We start from the raw sequence: 20,474 nt of genomic DNA, 5'->3' as shown, positions 1-20,474 counted from the left end.
AATGCCTCTTATCTGGTTAACGTTCTTAAATATTTGCTGTTAAGCAACCCGTACTACGCGACAGCAAACATCACGTACAGACCCAGACCTACAGCGATCATTGGGATAGCATCCACCAGACCCATAACGATAAAGAACTGAGTACGCAGAAGTGGGATCAGATCAGGTTGACGCGCTGCGCCTTCCAGGAATTTGCCCCCGAGGATGCCGATACCGATCGCAGCACCGATTGCCGCCAGACCCATCATAATAGCGGCAGCCATGTACAGCAGATCCATATTCAGGTTTTCCATGACAGTCTCCAGATTGTTTCAGTTAGAACGTAGTAGTGTATTAAAAATCAATGCTCTTCAGATGCCATCGACAGATAGACAATCGTCAGAACCATGAAAATGAAGGCTTGCAGCGTAATGATCAGGATGTGGAAAATGGCCCATGGCACATTAAGAAGCCACTGTGACCACCACGGCAACAGACCAGCAATCAGAATGAAAATCAACTCACCGGCATACATGTTACCGAACAGTCGCAGACCGAGAGAAACCGGTTTGGACAGCAGGCTAACACCTTCCAGGATCAGGTTGACCGGAATAAACACCGGGTGGTTGAACGGCTGAAGTGTAAGCTCTTTAGCAAAACCACCCAGGCCTTTCATTTTGATGCTGTAGAACAGAATCAGGATAAATACGCCTAACGCCATGGAAAGCGTGATGTTAACGTCAGCAGACGGCACCACACGCAATGCAGGCAGACCAAAGATGTGCTCGCCGATGTACGGCAGCAGATCGATAGGCAGCAAATCCATCAGGTTCATCAGGAATACCCAGACGAAAATCGTCAGGGCCAGTGGTGCAATGAGCTTGCTCTTGCCGTGGTACATGTCTTTCACGCTACCATGGACAAAACCAATAACCAGCTCAATTGCCGTCTGGAATTTCCCCGGGACGCCGCTGGTAGCCTTTTTGGCTACGCTACGGAACATGACCAGGAACAACAGACCCAGAGCCACCGAGAAAAACATGGAGTCAATGTTGAGTGTCCAGAAGGTGGCCGGGGGGTTATGCGGATCCACCAGCGAGAGCGTACGCAGGTCCAACTGAAGGTTATTCAGATGGTGGCCAATGTACTCCTGCGGTGTTGAGATTTCTCCTGCAGACATGATGCCTCTTACCCTTTGTTGTTAATTACAGCAGGTGCCAGTATCTGAACAACCAGCACCGAAACCCACGTGACTATCAGCGGTAAAAATACCGCCTTGAAAACCGCCAGCGCCACCACCAGCAACACGAATGTTGCCAACACCTTAAACGCTTCACCGAAGGCGAAGGACCAGGCCACGCGGCCTTTAGCAGGTGTATGTGCCTGATGACGCCAGGCAAAAATCATAAACAACATATTTGGCAAAATTACTGCCATCCCTCCACACGCGGCGGAGACGCCCCAGAAAGGGTCTTTGAGGCTAAACAGCGTTCCTAAAGCAATCACTGCCAGAAGCTGAACAAGCAGAAGCCTACGAGCAATATTTGGACTTAAAAGCGACACCGACATCGTATTCACTCCTGCTCACTTCGAGGTATGCCGCGTGTCGTATAAAACGTTCTTTAACGCCCGGAGTCAAGCACCAAAAAGCGGTCAAATTATACGGTGCGGCCCCGTGAATTCAAACAATAAGTAGCGAAAAGGTGAATAAATGTTTAAATATTTTTCTCGTGTCCTGTTTTTCAACTTTTCAGGAAACTGTGAACCTTTAAGCAAAATCCCAAATAACGCGAAAACCCTGAGAATAAAGTGCGTACCAGATCACAATTTAAACATTTATGCGTTAGCACGACGATGCCCTTGCGGAAAATGCGCCATTTCAACATTTTGATATTCAACGCGATTATCCACAACTCTTTTTAAAAGACCCGGGTACACAATAAAAACCTTGCATTGACATTTATAATAATTATTTAACAACACCAATTCTGTTGCAGAGTCGATTTTTAGCAGACTGATATTTTCACTGTTTACTATTTTAAGGGTTAAGCAAAATCACATCGTTAAAAACAGGAAAAATGCAGGTAACAACTCCGTTAAATGTAACTGGACGTATCACCATTTTCAGTGCCGTTTTTTAACAATCCAAAAACAGCACGAATTCTACATTTTTTGAGAGAAATTAAATTTTGTTTAGCTTAACGACCACTAAATGACGTTCACCTTCCAGGTGAGGGACCGTTAATTCAACGACAGATTCCACAATGAGTTCTGGCGGTAGCAGTGCAATTTCATCCGAAGGAATCAATCCCTTAAGCGCATAAAAGCGTCCGTTTTGCCCCGGCAAATGGTGGCACCAGTTAACCATGTCTGTGAGCGAAGCAAATGCACGGCTAATCACACCATCAAAGGGCGGCTCCGCAGGGAAATCTTCCACTCGGCTCTGTACGGGGGTGATGTTGGTCAGCTTAAGCTCATGCTGCACCTGACGTAAGAAACGTACGCGTTTGCCCAAGCTATCAAGAAGTGTGAAATGCGCGTCGGGCAGCACAATTGAGAGGGGCACGCCAGGCAATCCCGGTCCGGTTCCGACATCAATAAAACGCTCCCCCTGAAGATAGGGCGCTGCCACAATACTGTCGAGAATATGACGGACAAGCATTTCATCAGGATCGCGTACAGAAGTCAGGTTGTAAGCTTTGTTCCACTTATGCAGCATTTCAACATAAGCAACTAACTGAGTTTTCTGGTGATCGGTGAGCGAAATACCTGCTTCATCCAGCAGACGGGAAAGTTTGTTAAGCACAGTGGATACCTGTTAAAGATGTCAGACGAGTGTCACGACGTTCACCCGCTTTTGGAGTTCTGTCTGCCCGGCGTGCAACGCATCACCGGGCGATGAGCAACATGTTACGCGCTGCGGCGCAGCATGCCTTGCTTTTTCAGCCACACCAACAGAATGGAGATAGCGGCAGGCGTAATCCCTGAAATACGCGATGCCTGGCCAATGGATGACGGCTTGTGATCGTTCAGCTTGGCGATCACTTCGTTCGACAACCCATTCACCTGACGGTAGTCCAGCGATGCAGGCAGCAAGGTATTTTCATTGCGCTGCTGCTTTTCAATTTCGTCCTGCTGACGGGCAATATAACCTTCATATTTCACCTGAATTTCAACCTGTTCAGCGGCTTGCGCATCTGCCAGGCCCGGTGCGAAAGCAGTCAGTTGTACCAGCTGTTCGTAGGTCATTTCCGGACGACGGAGCAAATCTTCCCCACTGGCTTCGCGAGAAAGTGGCGCCGTCAGGTTTTTATTCACTTCCGGAGCCGTCTCAGAAGTCGGGTTGACCCAGACGGATTTCAGGCGCTGGCGTTCACGCTCGATGTTTTCCAGTTTTTCGTTGAAGCGAGCCCAACGTTCATCATCGACCAGACCCAGTTCACGGCCTTTTTCAGTCAGACGCAGGTCGGCGTTATCCTCACGCAGCATCAGGCGGTATTCGGCGCGAGAAGTGAACATACGGTACGGTTCTTTGGTCCCGAGGGTGCAAAGATCGTCCACCAGCACACCGAGATACGCTTCAGAGCGCGCTGGTGCCCAGCCTTCTTTTTCAGCAGACGAGCGTGCGGCGTTAAGACCAGCCAACAGCCCTTGTGCAGCGGCTTCTTCGTAACCGGTTGTGCCGTTGATCTGCCCGGCAAAGAACAGCCCCTGGATGTATTTACTTTCCAGCGTCGGTTTCAGGTCACGTGGGTCGAAGAAATCGTACTCAATGGCGTAGCCCGGACGAACGATTTTTGCGTTTTCCATGCCCTGCATTGAGCGAACAATTTTCATCTGCACGTCAAACGGCAGGCTGGTGGAGATGCCGTTCGGATAAATTTCGTTTGAGGTCAGTCCTTCCGGTTCGAGGAAGATCTGATGCTGATTACGATCGGCAAAGCGCATTACTTTGTCTTCTATCGACGGGCAGTAGCGCGGACCGATCCCTTCGATCACGCCAGCATACATCGGGCTACGATCGAGGTTATTACGGATCACATCGTGTGTTTTTTCGTTTGTGTGTGTGACGTAGCACGGCACCTGACGCGGGTGCTGAGCAGCATTGCCCATGAACGAGAAGACCGGCATTGGGTCATCACCGTGCTGCTGCGCCAGTACACTGAAATCGATTGTGCGCGCATCAATACGCGGCGGTGTACCCGTTTTAAGGCGACTTACACGCAGAGGTAGTTCGCGCAGTCGACGTGAGAGTGGAATAGAAGGCGGATCGCCAGCACGGCCACCGCTGTAGTTATCCAGACCAATATGTATTTTGCCGTCGAGGAACGTCCCAACAGTCAGTACAACTGCTTTGGCACGGAATTTCAATCCCATCTGGGTGACTGCACCCACGACACGATCGTTTTCGACGATCAAGTCTTCAACCGCCTGCTGGAAGATCATCAGATTCGGCTGGTTTTCCAGCGCAGTACGCACGGCCTGACGATAAAGCACGCGGTCTGCCTGAGCGCGGGTAGCTCGCACCGCTGGGCCTTTGCTCGCGTTTAGTATCCTAAACTGAATGCCAGCATGATCGATCGCTTTCGCCATCAAGCCGCCAAGGGCATCCACTTCTTTCACCAGGTGTCCTTTCCCAATGCCGCCAATCGCCGGGTTGCAGCTCATCTGCCCCAACGTGTCGATATTGTGTGTCAAAAGCAGGGTTTGTTGACCCATACGCGCAGCGGCCATCGCGGCCTCAGTGCCTGCATGACCCCCGCCAATGATGATGACGTCAAAAGGATCCGGATAAAACATGGTGAATTGCCTCGCGTAAAGCGGTTAGAAATGGAATTGAAGCCCGGGCCGTGGATTCTACTCAACTTTAGCTCAGGGAGAAAGCACTGGGATCCTGGGTATTAAAAAGAAGATCTTTATTTAGAGAGATCTGTTCTATTGTGATCTCTTATTAGGATCCCACTGCCTTGTGGATAAGCTGGATCCAGGTAGGAAGATCATCATCTTAGCTTGGATCATTAGTTGTGAATGATCGGTGATCCTGCACAGTATAAGCTGGGATCAAAAGAGGTAGTTATACACAACCCAAAAACTGAACAACAGTTATTCATTGGATAACTACCGGTTGATCAGCGTTTTTAAGCCTAGTTATCCACATCTGATTGCGTGATCTTTAATCGTTATTGAGTAAATTAATCCAGGATCCCAGCCAAATTTCAGCCGGATCTTCAGGAATGTCATGCTCAAGCACGTTAATTTTTGCTGTTTCGCCGATCTGTTTTGCACCGTTAGCTTTCAATGACGCTTCTAATTTCTCAATGGCGCCACAGAAAGTGTCATATTCACGACTACCGATTCCGATTGCCCCAAAGCGAACCCCGGACAATGAAACATTCTGTTCCTGCAACTGATCATATAAAGGTTGAATGTTGTCAGGCAGATCGCCTGCACCGTGGGTTGAACTCACCACCAGCCAGATGCCTTCCTGCGGCAGATCTTCCAGCAGTGGGCCATGCAGGGTTTTGGTACTGAAACCCGCGTCTTCCAGCTTTTCAGCCAGATGTTCAGCGACGTATTCCGCGCCACCCAGGGTGCTGCCACTAATCAGTGTAATATCTGCCATGAAGTCCACTCCCGTTAAGAGGGGCGTATTGTACGCTGTGAACGAGCTGGGATCTACCTGTGGACAATATGGGTATTAGGTGGGAGTGAAAACGCCCTGTTACGGGCGGATCGTGCGCATGATGGGGTTTTGCAGGGAGATCAGTGTCTCCGTGGACTGAATTTCATCAATTGTTTGGATCTTGTTGATAAGCACCTGTTGCAGGGCATCAATCGATCGACACATCACTTTAATGAAGATGCTGTAATGGCCCGTGGTGTAATACGCTTCGGTCACCTCTTCCAGGCTTTCCAGTCTGGCCAGCGCTGAAGGGTAGTCCTTCGCGCTCTTAAGAATGATGCCGATAAAGCAGCAGACGTCATAACCTAATTGTTTGGGACTGACGTCAATGCGAGCACCGGTAATGATCCCCGCCTGTTTCATCTTCTCAACGCGAACGTGGATGGTCCCCGGGCTGACGCCGAACTGTTTGGCCAGCTCGGCATAGGCCGTGCGCGCATTTGCCATTAATGCCTCAAGGATGCCGCGGTCCAGATTGTCGATCTGATAATTTTCCATAGGTTTTTCTTATGTTGAATAAACAATCGTTCTATTTTAGCTTTTCATTTTAACGAATCAAAACCTGAATGCCCTTTTTTGTTATTGATTATTGAATGGCAGAGGTTTTTTGTTGCTTAATGGCTGCAACAGACAGAGAAAAGGAAGTGAATAATGAAATCCGCCTACATCAGCAAACAACGTCAGATTATTTTCGTGAAGTCGCACTTCTCCCGCCAGCTGGAAGAAAAACTAGGACTTATTGAGGTCCAGGCTCCTATTTTAAGCCGCGTTGGGGATGGCACTCAGGATAACCTGTCGGGTTCTGAGAAAGCGGTGCAGGTTAAAGTCAAAAACCTGCCGGATGCGCAATTCGAAGTGGTGCATTCGCTGGCTAAATGGAAACGTAAAACGCTCGGGCAGCATGATTTTAGTGCTGGGGAGGGCTTGTACACGCACATGAAGGCCCTGCGCCCTGACGAAGATCGTCTGTCACCCATTCACTCTGTCTATGTCGATCAATGGGACTGGGAACGTGTGATGGGTGAGGGGGAGCGCCATACTGGTACCCTGAAATCGACTGTTGAAGCCATTTATGCCGGGATCAAAGCCACCGAAGCCGCCGTAAGCCAGGAATTTGGCCTGACCAGCTTCCTGCCCGATCTGATCCACTTTGTGCATAGCCAGGAATTGCTGAGTCGCTTCCCGGATCTGGATGCCAAGGGTCGCGAGCGCGCCATTGCCAAAGAGTTGGGTGCTGTCTTCCTGATCGGGATTGGTGGCAAGCTGAGCGATGGTCAGCGTCATGACGTACGTGCACCGGATTATGATGACTGGAGCACCCCTGGTGACAGCGGGCTGCATGGTCTGAATGGCGATATTTTGGTGTGGAACCCGGTCCTGGAAGATGTACTGGAACTCTCTTCTATGGGGATCCGTGTGGATGCGGAAACGCTGAAGCGCCAGCTTAAAATCACCGACGATGAAGATCGTCTGCGTCTGGAATGGCACCAGGCACTGGTGCAGGGCGAAATGCCGCAAACCATCGGCGGTGGTATCGGGCAATCACGCCTGACGATGCTTCTGCTGCAACTGCCGCACATTGGTCAGGTGCAGTGTGGCGTCTGGCCGGAGCAAGTACGCTCAAGCGTTTCGTCTCTGCTTTAACGCTTCCAGCGGCGCAGCAGACGGCTGCGCATCCCGGTATCAAAGCGCCAGATATGATCGAAAATGCGCATGATGCCGGGCTTACCGTGTGCCGACATCGCAACGGCATGAAAACGTTGCTGGTGCACGGTCTGCAGTTCTTTCACTTTAGTGACCACATCATCCGGCAGTCGCTGGGCGATGAAGTCGGAAATAACCACCGCGTCGGCGTCATACCACTCTCCCCCCTGCATACGTTCAATAATGGCGCGAAAACAGCTCGCGATATCCGTACCGCCACGAAAGCGCTGGCTGAGAAAACGAATTGCCTGTTCAAGCCCCTGCTGGCTGGTGAGTTCATAACGCACCACTTCACTGGAAAACAGCATGATGTAGCAGCGACGTTTATCAGCCAGCGCAACGCGCATCAGCGCCAGACAGAATGCCTTTGCGCACTGTTCATTAAAACCGCCCATGGATCCAGAAGTGTCCACGCAGACAATAAAGGGGCCACGTGGTTGCTCATCGAAATCCTGATGCACGACAGGTCGCTCTACGACCCGTTCATGCCAGGCATCACCATGAAGCCGATAGGTAATCAGCTGTTTTTCCACCAGACGGCGGTAAAACTCATATTCGAGCTCTGTGATGCCCAATGTTGCCAGTTCCGGTGGCAGAAGACGCAGAATGTCGTCACTTTGGTGAATACCATCGACCTGTTCCGGTACTGTCGACGGCTCTCGCACCAGCATACGAAAGGTTTCCATTGGCGCATCTTTGCGGGGTACGGATTTCGCTTCGCGGGATCGACCGAGCTGTTCCGCCAGTTGTTTTAATTCCGGCTGCTCCGTTAAAAAATCACCGTACTTAACAATAAGCTGGTAATCGCCACGTTTGATCTGACCTGCACTCATATCCCATAGCCGCCCGGCAGCATTTTCGTTTTCGATTAATACAGGCTCAAGCTGACCGCTTAGCGTCATGCGTTCCTGCACTTCACTGAGCAATTGCTCGCGCTCTTCTTCTAATAGCTGCTGATTAAATGCGGTGGTTTGAACCACCAGACTCAGTCGCCATCGCTGTAAAAAGAGCGTGTGCAAAGCGGGGGTGAAGCTCGGGTTATCCGTCACCATGGCATGGGCCTGAGCGGCAAACGGTGAGCGAAGCTTATCCAGCAGGGTGAGGATTTGCGGAAGCTGGACAATCAGTTGTGATGTAGAGAGCAACTGGCTCTGCTGATAGGACAGCACCTCCTCGGTCAGTTCCGGAGGGACCTGAGTCTCTTTCAGGCGGCTTTTAAGCGCGTCACGCCAGCGGGGAATGTCTTCGGTGATGGCATGGCGAAGACGGGGAAACTTTTCAAAGAAAATGGCCAACTGCGGTGAGGCGAGCAAGGCGACAATCAGCTCTTCAATGAGCGCCTCTTCACCGATGGTCAGTATTGCATTCAGGGCGTCCAGCGTTAGCATTGACGCGCCTGTTGAATCTGCGCGCGCACGTCCTGCAGGCTGGCTTCAATGCGGCCCAGCCAGTCGGCCGGGATGAACAGGCATTTTTGCAGTTCGCTGAACCGGGTGTGTTGCTGATGCCAGAGAGTGTCTAACGCTTCCAGTTGCTGTGTTACCTCCTCCGGCACGTTTGCACTGGTACTGCCCGGTAGAGCAAGGCGCGATCCCTGGAGGCTGACATCGCGGATTAACACATTGAGTCCACCGTCAACATCCAGGTTCAGCACCTGAGCAAAGCCGATCCCGTTTAGTTTGCCGCGTATCTCTCCCCCTTTAGCCAGCCATTGTGCCAGAGCCACACGTTCGATAGTGACGTGGATGACCTGCATGTCGTGAAGCTTAAGCGGCTGCTGAAGCAGAAGGGTCAGCGTGGAATCCTGCAGATCTTCCGGTAAATCATAATGCGGACGGCGGCTGAACATTCCGCCCTGACGGGAAACTTTCAGCGCGGTTTTATCGCTTTGTTGTTGCTGGATCTGAATGCGACGCTGCTCGATGGTCGCCAGTTGCGTCAGCATGGTTTGCTGTTGCCAGGCGTGCCCGGTCATCAATATCTCTAACTGATTTTTCAGCAACTGCATGCTCTGCGCGTCATACCACAGGCAATCTTTGAGCAGGATAAGATCGATAGGGGCAACCGCATCGCGTCCGCTGAAGAAGGCACTCGCCTGTAACAGGTGAATCGCTTTTTTCCAGCGTCGGTCAGAGACATAAGGCGCATTGGGCAAACTATCGAGCTGCTGGCGCAGCAGATAGATAAGCTCGAAGACAACGTCAGGCAGTTTGACCTGCGTGATATCTTTCTGCCATTGATTGTACTCTTCATCGCTAATCTGCAAATCGGCAGGAACCGGATTGTCACTCTCATCCTGCTGGCTTATCAGCATTGAGCGGAAATTCCCTTTCTCCTGTACTTTATCCAGCCACAGGCGAATCAACATGCGGTCATACAGAGCTTCGAGACTGTTGTCTGCTTCAGGTAATTCATTGGATGCTGCCACCAGCAAACGCATGGGGATTTTCTCTTCACTGGCACCGTTACGAAAACGACGTTCGTTGATGGCAGTGAGCAACGTATTCAGGATTGCCGGACCGGCTTTCCAGATTTCATCGAGAAAAACGATTTCCGCTTCCGGTAAATAGCCCTGGGTCAAACGTTCATAACGCCCTTCATCTTTCAGAGCCTGAATAGACAAAGGGCCAAACACCTCTTCTGGTGTGGAAAAACGGGTCATCAGGTATTCAAATGCACGGGCGTGTTTAAAGGCGAATTTCAGGCGGCGGGCAATCAGGCTTTTGGCTATCCCTGGCGGGCCGAGCAGAAAGACGCTTTCGCCGCTTAATGCGGCTAACAGACACAGGCGAATAGCGTGGCTACGCTCAAAAAGACCTTTTTCCAGTGCGCTGCTTAAACGGGAAATTCTTTCTGCTAATAAATGTGAGTGAGCCATAATTGATTTGCATCCTTTCGCCGCGATTCCGGCTTGCCTGTGCGAGTATAGACGTTTAGATAAGGGCTTGTAATAGACTGAACAATGGCATCATTTTCATTGCGCCAGAATAATGTGGTCGCATTTAGGGGTACGATTTAGCAAATAATCGTGCATACTGTGCGCTTTTTGTGGGCCAAGGGACTAAGCACACATTTGTCATTCAAACAAAAGATTAGTCTATGAGCACTGATAATAAGCAATCGTTGCCCGCGATAACACTCGCGGCTATTGGGGTTGTCTACGGTGATATTGGCACCAGCCCGCTTTATACTCTTCGTGAATGTTTGTCAGGTCAGTTTGGTTTCGGTGTAGAACGCGACGCCGTTTTTGGCTTTTTATCGCTGATTTTTTGGTTACTGATTTTAGTCGTTTCCATTAAATACCTCACTTTCGTGATGCGTGCGGATAACGCCGGTGAGGGCGGTATTCTGACATTGATGTCGCTCGCCGGTCGCAATACGTCGGCGCGGATGACCTCTATTCTGGTGATCATGGGACTTATTGGCGGCAGCTTCTTCTATGGAGAGGTTGTGATTACGCCTGCCATCTCAGTCATGTCGGCCATCGAAGGTCTGGAAATCGTTGCCCCTTCACTGGATACCTGGACCGTTCCGCTTTCTATCGTGGTACTGACGCTGCTGTTTGCTATTCAGAAACACGGAACAGGGCTGGTGGGGAAGCTGTTTGCGCCTATCATGCTCGCCTGGTTCCTGATTTTGGCGATGCTGGGTGCACGTGGGATTATATCCAACCCTGAAGTGCTGCAGGCGTTGAATCCGGCCTGGGCCGTCAATTTCTTCCTTGAATACAAAACCGTTTCGTTTGTCGCGCTGGGCGCGGTCGTGCTTTCGATCACCGGCGTTGAAGCGTTGTATGCGGATATGGGCCACTTCGGCAAATTACCAATCCGTGTGGCCTGGTTCTCAGTAGTACTTCCCTCACTGGTACTGAACTATTTCGGCCAGGGGGCACTGTTGTTGAAAACGCCGGAAGCGATCAAAAACCCGTTCTTCCTTTTGGCTCCTGAGTGGGCGCTGATTCCGATGCTGATTATTGCCACCCTGGCGACAGTGATTGCATCGCAGGCGGTGATTTCTGGTGTCTTCTCCCTGACGCGTCAGGCGGTACGTTTGGGTTACCTGTCACCGATGCGTATCATTCACACTTCGGAGATGGAATCCGGGCAGATCTATATTCCTTTTGTTAACTGGTTGCTCTATTGCGCCGTGGTCGTGGTGATCGTGAGCTTTGAGCACTCCAGTAACCTGGCCGCAGCTTACGGTATCGCCGTGACCGGCACCATGGTGCTGACGTCGATTCTGTCGATGACCGTGGCGCGTAAAAACTGGCACTGGAACAAACTGTTCGTTGGGTTGTTGCTGACGGGCTTCCTGTTTATCGATATCCCGCTCTTCTCGGCGAATCTCGACAAGCTCTTGTCCGGCGGCTGGTTGCCGCTGAGTCTGGGTCTGGTGATGTTCGTGATCATGACGACCTGGAAGAGCGAGCGTTTCCGCCTGCTGCGCCGTATGCACGAACACGGTAACTCTCTGGAAGCGATGATTGCGTCACTGGAAAAATCACCGCCGGTACGTGTGCCAGGCACGGCGGTCTATATGTCTCGTGCGCTGAACGTGATCCCGTTTGCTATGATGCACAACCTCAAGCACAACAAGGTGCTTCACGAGCGCGTTATTCTGCTGACGCTGCGTACGGAAGATGCGCCTTATGTGCACAACGTGCGTCGTGTGCAAATAGAGCAGCTTTCACCGACGTTCTGGCGTGTGGTAGCGAGCTACGGCTGGCGTGAAACGCCAAACGTTGAAGAGGTATTCCATCGCTGTGGCCTGGAAGGATTAAGCTGCCGCATGATGGAGACCTCCTTCTTTATGTCACATGAATCGCTGATTGTGGGCAAGCGCCCCTGGTATTTGCGCTTGCGCGGCAAGCTCTATCTGCTTCTGCAGCGTAATGCCCTGCGTGCACCGGATCAGTTTGAAATCCCCCCCAACCGGGTTATTGAGCTCGGCACACAGGTTGAAATATAAAGACCTTTTAAAACCCCTCTTTTTGAGGGGTTTTTGTTATTTCACGCCCGCAATTTTGCTTAGGAAAGCAAAGAAATGTTTTCTTGCTGCAACGCGAGCGAAACGTTTCGATTTCGATCACACTTCTGTAACGCCACGGTGGTTTTCTGAACATTCTCAGGTTTACACTGGGTATAGCGAAACGTTTCGCTAATGGAGCATAAAATGAAAAAAGGTACTGTTCTCAACTCAGAAATCTCGTCGGTCATCTCCCGTCTTGGGCATACCGATACCTTAGTCGTCTGTGATGCGGGTTTGCCCGTACCGCAGAGTACTCAGCGTATTGATATGGCTCTCACTCAGGGCGTACCTGGCTTTATGCAGGTGCTGGATGTGGTTACGACAGAGATGCAGGTTGAAGCAGCTATCATTGCGTCGGAAATTCAGGAACATAATCCGCAGCTCCACGAAACGTTGCTCAAGCATATTGAGCAACTGCAACAACACCAGGGCAACACCATAAATGTTCGTTATGTGACCCACGAACAATTCAAAAAACAGACCGCGGACAGTCAGGCGGTTATTCGCAGCGGGGAGTGTTCCCCGTATGCGAATATCATTCTCTGTGCTGGCGTCACTTTCTGAGGCCGACATGGACGCGTTACTGCAACTTAAGGGAATCGACAAAGCATTCCCGGGGGTTAAAGCCCTCTCCGGTGCGGCGCTGAATGTTTATGCTGGCCGCGTGATGGCGCTGGTCGGTGAGAACGGCGCGGGCAAATCCACCATGATGAAAGTGTTGACCGGTATCTACATGCGTGATGCCGGCTCACTGCTATGGCTGGGGAAAGAGACAACCTTCACGGGGCCAAAATCGTCCCAGGAAGCGGGCATTGGCATTATCCACCAGGAACTTAACCTGATCCCGCAACTGAGCATCGCGGAAAACATCTTTCTTGGCCGTGAGTTCGTTGGGCGTTTCGGCAAAATCGACTGGAAAAAGATGTATGCCGAAGCCGACAAGCTGCTGGCAAAACTGAATTTACGCTTTAAAAGTGACAAGCTGGTGGGCGAGCTGTCCATTGGCGATCAGCAGATGGTCGAAATTGCCAAAGTGCTGAGCTACGAGTCACAAGTGATTGTGATGGACGAGCCGACCGATGCCCTGACCGATACCGAAACAGAATCTCTGTTCCGGGTGATTCGCGAACTGAAAGCGCAAGGGCGCGGCATCGTCTACATCTCCCACCGTATGAAAGAGATCTTCGAGATTTGTGATGATGTGACCGTGTTCCGCGATGGTCAGTTTATCGCTGAACGCGAAGTCGCTTCGCTCACCGAAGATTCACTGATTGAAATGATGGTCGGCCGCAAGCTCGAAGATCAGTATCCGCGCCTTGATAAAGCACCGGGTGACATCCGCCTGAAAGTGGACAATCTGTGTGGCCCCGGCGTGCACGATGTTTCGTTCACGCTGCGCAAAGGTGAAATCCTGGGTGTGGCGGGCCTGATGGGCGCCGGACGTACCGAACTGATGAAGGTGCTGTATGGCGCGATGCCGCGCACCAGCGGTTACGTCACGCTGGATGGGCATGAAGTGGTGACCCGCACGCCGCAGGATGGCCTGGCGAACGGTATCGTCTACATCTCAGAAGACCGTAAGCGCGATGGCTTAGTGCTCGGTATGTCGGTTAAAGAGAACATGTCGCTGACGGCGCTGGGCTATTTCAGCCGTCCCGGCGGCAATCTCAAACATAAAGATGAACAGCAGGCGGTTAGCGATTTTATCCGCTTGTTCAACGTTAAAACCCCGTCGATGGAACAGGCGATTGGTTTGCTCTCCGGTGGTAATCAGCAAAAGGTTGCCATTGCGCGCGGTTTAATGACGCGGCCGAAGGTGCTTATCCTTGATGAGCCGACCCGTGGCGTCGACGTGGGGGCGAAAAAAGAGATTTATCAGCTTATTAACCAGTTTAAGGCCGATGGCCTGAGCATCATTCTGGTGTCATCGGAAATGCCAGAAGTGCTGGGCATGAGCGATCGCATCATCGTGATGCACGAAGGGCATCTCGGCGGTGAATTCACGCGCGAGCAGGCCACTCAGGAAGTATTGATGGCTGCCGCAGTGGGCAAGCTTAATCGTGTGAATCAGGAGTAAAAAAGATGACTACCCAGGCTGTTTCTGGTCGCCGCTATTTCACCAAAGCGTGGTTGATGGAACAAAAATCACTGATCGCCTTACTGGTGCTGATTGCGATTGTATCGACCTTGAGCCCGAACTTTTTTACCGTCAATAACCTGTTGAATATTCTGCAACAGACCTCGGTCAACGCGATTATGGCGGTTGGCATGACGCTGGTCATTTTGACTTCCGGGATCGACCTGTCCGTCGGTTCCTTGCTGGCTCTGACTGGTGCGGTCGCCGCGTCGCTTGTCGGTATGGAAGTGAATGCGCTGGTGGCTGTCGCCGCCGCCCTGGCCTTAGGTGCAGCTATCGGTGCGGTGACGGGTGTCATTGTGGCGAAAGGGCGTGTGCAGGCGTTTATCGCCACGCTGGTCATGATGCTGTTACTGCGTGGTGTGACGCTGGTGTACACCAACGGTAGCCCAATGAATACGGGCTTTACCGATAATGCCGATGTTTTTGGCTGGTTTGGTATTGGTCGTCCGCTGGGGATCCCGACGCCGATTTGGATTATGGCCGTGGTGTTTATCGCGACCTGGTATTTGCTGCACCACACCCGTCTTGGACGCTATATTTATGCCCTTGGGGGTAACGAAGCGGCAACGCGCTTGTCAGGTATCAGCGTTGATAAAGTGAAAGTTATCGTCTATTCCCTCTGTGGTTTACTGGCTTCGCTTGCTGGCATTATCGAAGTGGCGCGCCTTTCGTCCGCACAGCCAGTCGCAGGAACCGGTTATGAGCTGGACGCTATCGCCGCCGTTGTATTGGGTGGTACCAGCCTGGCAGGAGGTAAGGGGCGCATCGTGGGGACATTGATCGGTGCGCTTATCCTTGGTTTCCTGAGTAATGGATTGAATTTATTAGGCATCTCTTCCTATTACCAGATGATCGTTAAAGCAGTGGTGATTCTGCTCGCGGTGCTGGTAGACAACAAAAAGCAGTAATTACCTACACAACAGGACATCATGAATATGAACATGAAAAAACTGGCTCTTTTGGTTTCTGCTGTTGCACTGAGCGCCACCGTAAGCGCGAATGCGATGGCCAAGGATACGATTGCATTGGTTGTTTCCACCCTGAACAACCCGTTCTTTGTGAGTCTGAAAGATGGGGCGCAGAAAGAAGCTGACAAACTGGGTTACGACCTGGTAGTGCTGGATTCACAGAACAACCCGGCTAAAGAGCTGGCTAACGTTCAGGATTTGACTGTTCGTGGTACAAAATTGCTGCTGATTAACCCAACCGATTCCGATGCCGTTGGTAATGCCGTGAAGATGGCGAACCAGGCAAACATCCCGGTTATCACCCTTGACCGTGCAGCGGCGAAAGGTGAAGTGGTCAGCCACATCGCTTCTGATAACGTACTGGGCGGCAAAATCGCCGGTGACTACATCGCCAAGAAAGCCGGTGAAGGCGCGAAAATTATCGAACTGCAGGGTATTGCAGGGACTTCCGCAGCCCGTGAGCGTGGTGAAGGTTTCCAGCAGGCCGTTGCGGCTCATAAATTCAATGTCCTGGCCAGCCAGCCTGCTGACTTTGACCGCACGAAAGGTCTGAACGTTATGCAGAACCTGCTGACTGCGCATCCGGACGTACAGGCTGTATTCGCTCAGAACGACGAAATGGCGCTGGGTGCCATGCGCGCACTGCAAACTGCGGGTAAATCCGATGTCATGGTGGTCGGTTTTGACGGTACGCCGGACGGTGTGAAAGCCGTAAATGACGGTAAAATGGCAGCAACTATCGCTCAGTTACCAGAGCAAATTGGCGCAACGGGCGTTGTCACCGCTGATAAAGTGCTGAAAGGCGAGAAAGTACACGCCAAAATCCCGGTTGACCTGAAACTGGTTATCAAACAGTAAGACGGATTCAGACCCTCCTTCGGGAACGGGTCTGGGGATAACGAATAAAAGAAATGCAGGGCACGCGCCACCCGTTCGTGGGTGGCGCAATTTAACGGACAAGCTCATCATGAAAACCACTGGCAAACTCGTCGTCCTTGGCAGCATTAATGCCGATCACATTCTCAACCTTGAATCTTTCCCGACCCCAGGGGAAACGGTTACCGGTAGTCAGTATCAAATCGCGTTTGGTGGCAAAGGTGCAAACCAGGCCGTCGCTGCGGGTCGCAGCGGTGCCGACATTGCCTTTATTGCCTGCACGGGCGATGACGACACCGGTGAACGAGTTCGCCAGCAGCTGATCAGTGACCATATCGATGTGTCGCCGGTGAGTGTTGTTGCCGGGGAGTCCACGGGCGTTGCGCTGATTTTCGTTAACGGCGAAGGTGAGAATGTCATCGGTATTCATGCGGGGGCAAACGCAGCGCTCTCCGTAGAGCGCGTTGAAGCACAACGTGCGCTTATTGGTCAGGCTTCCGCGTTGCTGATGCAACTGGAGTCGCCGGTTGAGAGCGTACTGGCAGCCGCGCGCATTGCCCATGAGAACAACACTATTGTGGCGCTGAACCCGGCTCCTGCTCGTGAGCTGTCAGATGAGCTGCTGGCGCTGGTGGACATCATCACGCCGAATGAGACAGAAGCTGAGAAACTGACCGGTATCCGGGTTAATAGCGATGAAGACGCCTCAAATGCGGCGCAAGTACTCCATACTAAAGGCATTGAGACGGTCATCATTACGCTCGGCAGTCGTGGCGTCTGGGCGAGTGTGAAAGGTGAAGGTCGTCGTGTTCCTGGCTTCAAAGTGAAAGCCATTGATACCATCGCGGCGGGCGACACCTTTAATGGCGCATTAATGACAGCATTACTGGAAAACCATGTGCTTGATGACGCCATTCGATTTGCTCATGCGGCGGCAGCGATTGCTGTCACCCGTAAAGGTGCGCAACCGTCAGTGCCGTGGCGCAAAGAAATTGATGATTTCCTCAGTCAGCAGGGGTGATGCTTGGCTACGATGAAGGATGTGGCCCGCGTGGCGGGTGTGTCTACCTCGACCGTTTCACATGTCATCAATAAAGATCGTTTTGTCAGTGATGCCATCCGCGAAAAGGTGGAGTCTGCGATCAAGGCGCTGAATTACGCGCCTTCTGCGCTCGCACGCAGCCTGAAAATAAATCAGACCCGTACCATCGGGATGTTAATCACTGCCAGTACCAACCCGTTTTACTCTGAGCTGGTTCGGGGCGTGGAACGTAGCTGCTTTGAGCGAGGGTATAGCCTTGTGCTCTGTAATACTGAAGGCGATGAGCAGCGCATGAACCGCAACCTGGAAACGCTGATGCAAAAGCGTGTCGATGGCCTTCTGCTTCTCTGTACTGAAACTCATCAGCCCTCTCAGGAAATTCTCCAGCGTTACCCTTCAGTGCCGACCGTGATGATGGACTGGGCGCCGTTCGACGGTGACAGTGACCTGATTCAGGATAACTCGCTGCTGGGCGGCGACATGGCAACGCAATACCTTATCCAGAAAGGTCATACACATATTGCCTGTATCACGGGGCCGCTGGATAAAACCCCTGCGCGTCTGCGTCTGGAAGGTTATCGTGCGGCAATGACTCATGCCGGGCTGACCATCCACGAAGGGGATGAGATTATCGGCGATTTTGAGTTTGCTGGTGGGCTTGAAGCCATGCAAACCTTGCTGGCGAGGGATGTCCGCCCGCAGGCGGTGTTTATTGGTAACGACGCGATGGCTTTCGGTGCCTATCAGGCGCTGTATCAGGCTGGATTGAAAGTGCCTGAGGATATCGCTGTTGTCGGGTACGATGATATTGAGCTGGCACGCTACATGACGCCACCTCTGACCACTATTCATCAGCCGAAAGATGAACTGGGTGAACTGGCGATTGATGTGTTGATTCATCGCATTGCCGATCCCACTCAACAACAGCAGCGTTTACAGCTTACGCCGGTGTTGATGGAGCGCGGATCGGCCTAACGGTCAGTGCTTCTCTTTGATCAGGTTACGGCCATCTTTTGGCCGTAACAGCATAAAGGCAAAGGCCGATATCAGCGTGATAACACCCATGGTAATAAAGGTGTAGTGGAACTGCTCCACGGTGTTGTTGCTATCAAACCCTTCATAAAACCGCAGAACTGCCGCACTCACAGCAACGCCTAAACTGATCGAGAGCTGTTGGGTGACAGCCAGAACACTGTTACCGCTACTGGCGTTCTCATCGGTCAGATCCGCAAGTGTAATGGTGTTCATCGCGGTGAACTGCGTCGACATCGCCATCCCCAGAATGAACAGCGGCAATATCAGTAGCCAGACTTCCATCGACGGTGATTGCAGCGAGAACTGGGCAATCATCAATCCGATAAACAGCGTAATCCCCACCAGCGTCTTGCGATAGCCCAGGCGACGAAGCACCTGTGTGACCAGCGACTTAGCCAGAATAGAACCCATCGCTGTCGGTGCCATCATGCAGCCGGCAATCAGTGCTGAGTAACCGAATCCAACTTGCAGCATCAGCGGCATCAGGAACGGTACGCATCCGGTCCCCAGTCGTGAAGCGATATTCCCGGCGATCCCCACCGAAAAGGTTCGGGTCTTAAAGAGGTTAAGCGAGATTAGTGGAGTGGGGTGACGGCGCGCGTGGCGTATATAAAGAAGGAATAACACAATCCCACTGACGATGACGGCGAAAGCCAGCCAGCTTGCCACTATTTTCTCGCCAAAGAGTTCCATACCGCTGGAGAACAGCACCAGGCTCAGGCCAAACAGAAAGAAGCCGCCCATATCAAAGCGTTTACGTGGCGTGGTGAAGTTCGGCATGTATTTGCGTGCGTAGAGCAGGCCGGTAAGACCGATGGGAATGTTGATCAGGAATATCCAGTGCCAGCTGGCCCATGTAACCATAACGCCACCCAGTACCGGCCCGAGAATTGGGCCTACCAGGCCAGGCATGGTCACAAAGTTCAATACTGGAAGCAATTCGCTGCGCGGGTAGGCTCGAAGAAGCGCCAGACGCGCGACGGGCATCATCATCGCACCGCCAATTCCCTGAAGAACGCGGAACAGGACCAGGGAAGCCAGCGAGGTGGAGAGCGCGCAGGCCAAAGAACCGAGGGTAAACAAACTGACGGCCAGCATAAATACGCGGCGGGTACCGAATCTGTCTGCCAGCCAACCGCTGGCCGGAATCAACATTGCGACAGTTAACGTATAACTAATGATGGCGGATTGCATCGCCAGGGGGGAGCGATTGAGGCTCTCGGCAATGGCGGGGAGCGCGGTGTTTAATATGGTGGCGTCCAGTGCCTGCATAAAGAAAGCCATTGCTGCAATCCACGGCAATCCGGCCATGCTGCGGTGTTTTTTCTCTGTCATGCGGGATCCCGTTATTTTGCCGCAGGCGCGTGAGGTGTCTTCAATAGAATCTGGCAGGCCTGAAAGGCACCTTCCCCATTACTTTCCTGAATGGCATCAACAATCGCCTGATGCAGGTCGAGCTTAATCACCTGATCCTGGGTAATAGATGTGAAATAGGTGTGATAGACCGAATGGAAGAGTGCAGCGAAAGAGATAAGGAAAGGATTGGCGCTCATGGCATAGATATGTTCGTGCCAGGCCATGTCCACTTCAATCCAGCGTTGGCGGTTAAAATGTTTTTTGAGCCAGACCATCTCTTCCATTAATGTATTCAGATGCGCTTTCTGTTCGGCCTCACCTAATATTGCCGCTAAATGGCAAGCCTGAGGTTCGAGGCTGCTGCGCATTATAAGGAAGTGCTCAATGACTTCCTGAAAATTATCCTCGCTCATCCACCATGACAGCAACTCTTTATCCAGGAAGTTCCAGTTATCCTTCGGCATGACACGTGTACCGATACGTGGGCGAGGCAGCACCATTCCTTTTGCTGTTAATGTCTTTACTGCTTCCCTGACCGCTGTCCGACTGACGCCGAACTGTTCTCCTAGCTCTATTTCACCAGGCAGGATGCTTCCTGGGACATATTCACCTTTAAGGATTTGCTGAGCGAGTTTCTCTGCCAACATCCAGGAAAGGTTCTTT

18 protein-coding genes and 1 pseudogene are annotated in these 20,474 nt (G+C 51.9%); 8 read left to right on the top strand and 11 right to left on the bottom strand.

Going from position 1 to position 20,474, the window contains the following annotated elements; translation table 11 throughout:
* Positions 1–53: 53 nt before the first annotated feature.
* The 7 genes from atpE to asnC all read right to left on the bottom strand — a co-directional run bounded on the left by atpE (position 54) and on the right by asnC (position 6,160).
* The gene (gene atpE, locus AC5JPW_RS00095; RefSeq protein ID WP_004393045.1) at positions 54–293 is read right to left on the bottom strand and encodes a F0F1 ATP synthase subunit C; all 240 of its coding nucleotides are present in this window, start codon (positions 291–293) and stop codon (positions 54–56) included.
* 47 nt (positions 294–340) lie between these two features.
* Positions 341–1,159 (bottom strand): F0F1 ATP synthase subunit A, encoded by an 819-nt coding sequence (gene atpB / locus AC5JPW_RS00090; RefSeq protein ID WP_494237607.1) that lies wholly within the window; start codon positions 1,157–1,159, stop codon positions 341–343.
* A gap of 8 nt (positions 1,160–1,167) precedes the next feature.
* Positions 1,168–1,548, bottom strand: a complete 381-nt coding sequence (atpI, locus tag AC5JPW_RS00085) for a F0F1 ATP synthase subunit I (protein WP_494237606.1) — start codon at positions 1,546–1,548, stop codon at positions 1,168–1,170.
* A gap of 613 nt (positions 1,549–2,161) precedes the next feature.
* Positions 2,162–2,785, bottom strand: a complete 624-nt coding sequence (gene rsmG / locus AC5JPW_RS00080; protein WP_494237605.1) for a 16S rRNA (guanine(527)-N(7))-methyltransferase RsmG — start codon at positions 2,783–2,785, stop codon at positions 2,162–2,164.
* Between the two features lie 104 nt (positions 2,786–2,889).
* Positions 2,890–4,779 carry a tRNA uridine-5-carboxymethylaminomethyl(34) synthesis enzyme MnmG gene (mnmG, locus tag AC5JPW_RS00075; RefSeq protein WP_494237604.1) on the bottom strand — a complete coding sequence of 630 codons (1,890 nt, stop codon included), beginning with the start codon at positions 4,777–4,779 and terminating at the stop codon, positions 2,890–2,892.
* Positions 4,780–5,152: 373 nt separating this feature from the next.
* Positions 5,153–5,602 (bottom strand): FMN-binding protein MioC, encoded by a 450-nt coding sequence (gene mioC, locus AC5JPW_RS00070; protein ID WP_494237603.1) that lies wholly within the window; start codon positions 5,600–5,602, stop codon positions 5,153–5,155.
* Between the two features lie 99 nt (positions 5,603–5,701).
* On the bottom strand, positions 5,702–6,160 hold the full coding sequence (gene asnC, locus AC5JPW_RS00065; RefSeq protein ID WP_041689565.1) for a transcriptional regulator AsnC: 459 nt from the start codon (positions 6,158–6,160) through the stop codon (positions 5,702–5,704).
* Between the two features lie 153 nt (positions 6,161–6,313).
* Here asnC and asnA point away from each other — a divergent pair, with 153 nt between their 5' ends.
* A complete protein-coding gene (asnA, locus tag AC5JPW_RS00060; protein ID WP_494237601.1) occupies positions 6,314–7,306 on the top strand; it encodes an aspartate--ammonia ligase in 993 nt (330 codons plus the stop codon).
* Here the strand turns inward: asnA and viaA are convergent.
* Together viaA and ravA are read right to left on the bottom strand one after the other, a co-directional pair.
* Entirely contained in the window at positions 7,303–8,754 is a 1,452-nt protein-coding gene (gene viaA / locus AC5JPW_RS00055) for an ATPase RavA stimulator ViaA (RefSeq protein WP_494237600.1), read from the bottom strand. The two genes, asnA and viaA, sit on opposite strands and share 4 nt — an antisense overlap.
* Positions 8,748–10,244: an ATPase RavA gene (gene ravA / locus AC5JPW_RS00050; protein ID WP_494237599.1), complete on the bottom strand. Its 1,497-nt coding sequence runs from the start codon at positions 10,242–10,244 to the stop codon at positions 8,748–8,750. Before ravA ends, viaA begins: the two co-directional genes overlap by 7 nt.
* 221 nt (positions 10,245–10,465) lie before the next feature.
* Here ravA and kup point away from each other — a divergent pair, with 221 nt between their 5' ends.
* The 7 genes from kup (at position 10,466) to rbsR (ending at position 18,395) form a co-directional block, all read left to right on the top strand.
* The gene (gene kup / locus AC5JPW_RS00045) at positions 10,466–12,334 is read left to right on the top strand and encodes a low affinity potassium transporter Kup (RefSeq protein ID WP_494237598.1); all 1,869 of its coding nucleotides are present in this window, start codon (positions 10,466–10,468) and stop codon (positions 12,332–12,334) included.
* A 204-nt stretch (positions 12,335–12,538) separates the two neighbouring features.
* A complete protein-coding gene (rbsD, locus tag AC5JPW_RS00040) occupies positions 12,539–12,958 on the top strand; it encodes a D-ribose pyranase (protein WP_494237597.1) in 420 nt (139 codons plus the stop codon).
* A 7-nt stretch (positions 12,959–12,965) separates the two neighbouring features.
* On the top strand, positions 12,966–14,471 hold the full coding sequence (rbsA, locus tag AC5JPW_RS00035) for a ribose ABC transporter ATP-binding protein RbsA (RefSeq protein WP_494238109.1): 1,506 nt from the start codon (positions 12,966–12,968) through the stop codon (positions 14,469–14,471).
* Between the two features lie 5 nt (positions 14,472–14,476).
* Positions 14,477–15,442 (top strand): ribose ABC transporter permease, encoded by a 966-nt coding sequence (gene rbsC, locus AC5JPW_RS00030; protein ID WP_494237596.1) that lies wholly within the window; start codon positions 14,477–14,479, stop codon positions 15,440–15,442.
* A 27-nt stretch (positions 15,443–15,469) separates the two neighbouring features.
* Positions 15,470–16,360, top strand: a complete 891-nt coding sequence (gene rbsB / locus AC5JPW_RS00025; protein WP_494237595.1) for a ribose ABC transporter substrate-binding protein RbsB — start codon at positions 15,470–15,472, stop codon at positions 16,358–16,360.
* A 109-nt stretch (positions 16,361–16,469) separates the two neighbouring features.
* Positions 16,470–17,399, top strand: coding sequence for a ribokinase (rbsK, locus tag AC5JPW_RS00020; RefSeq protein WP_494237594.1), 930 nt, complete (start codon positions 16,470–16,472; stop codon positions 17,397–17,399).
* Positions 17,400–17,402: 3 nt separating this feature from the next.
* Entirely contained in the window at positions 17,403–18,395 is a 993-nt protein-coding gene (gene rbsR / locus AC5JPW_RS00015) for a ribose operon transcriptional repressor RbsR (RefSeq protein WP_494237593.1), read from the top strand.
* Here rbsR and mdtD read toward each other — a convergent pair.
* Together mdtD and AC5JPW_RS00005 are read right to left on the bottom strand one after the other, a co-directional pair.
* Positions 18,361–19,790, bottom strand: a pseudogene (gene mdtD, locus AC5JPW_RS00010) (multidrug transporter subunit MdtD). The gene rbsR and the pseudogene mdtD sit on opposite strands and share 35 nt — an antisense overlap.
* Before the next feature lie 11 nt (positions 19,791–19,801).
* Positions 19,802–20,474: FadR/GntR family transcriptional regulator (locus AC5JPW_RS00005; RefSeq protein WP_494237591.1), on the bottom strand; the 673-nt coding region annotated here is incomplete at its 5' end.

Source organism: Phytobacter sp. (genome assembly GCF_059074235.1).
The sequence above is the reverse complement of the archived record's forward strand: the minus strand, read 5'-3'. Positions and strand labels throughout refer to the sequence as shown.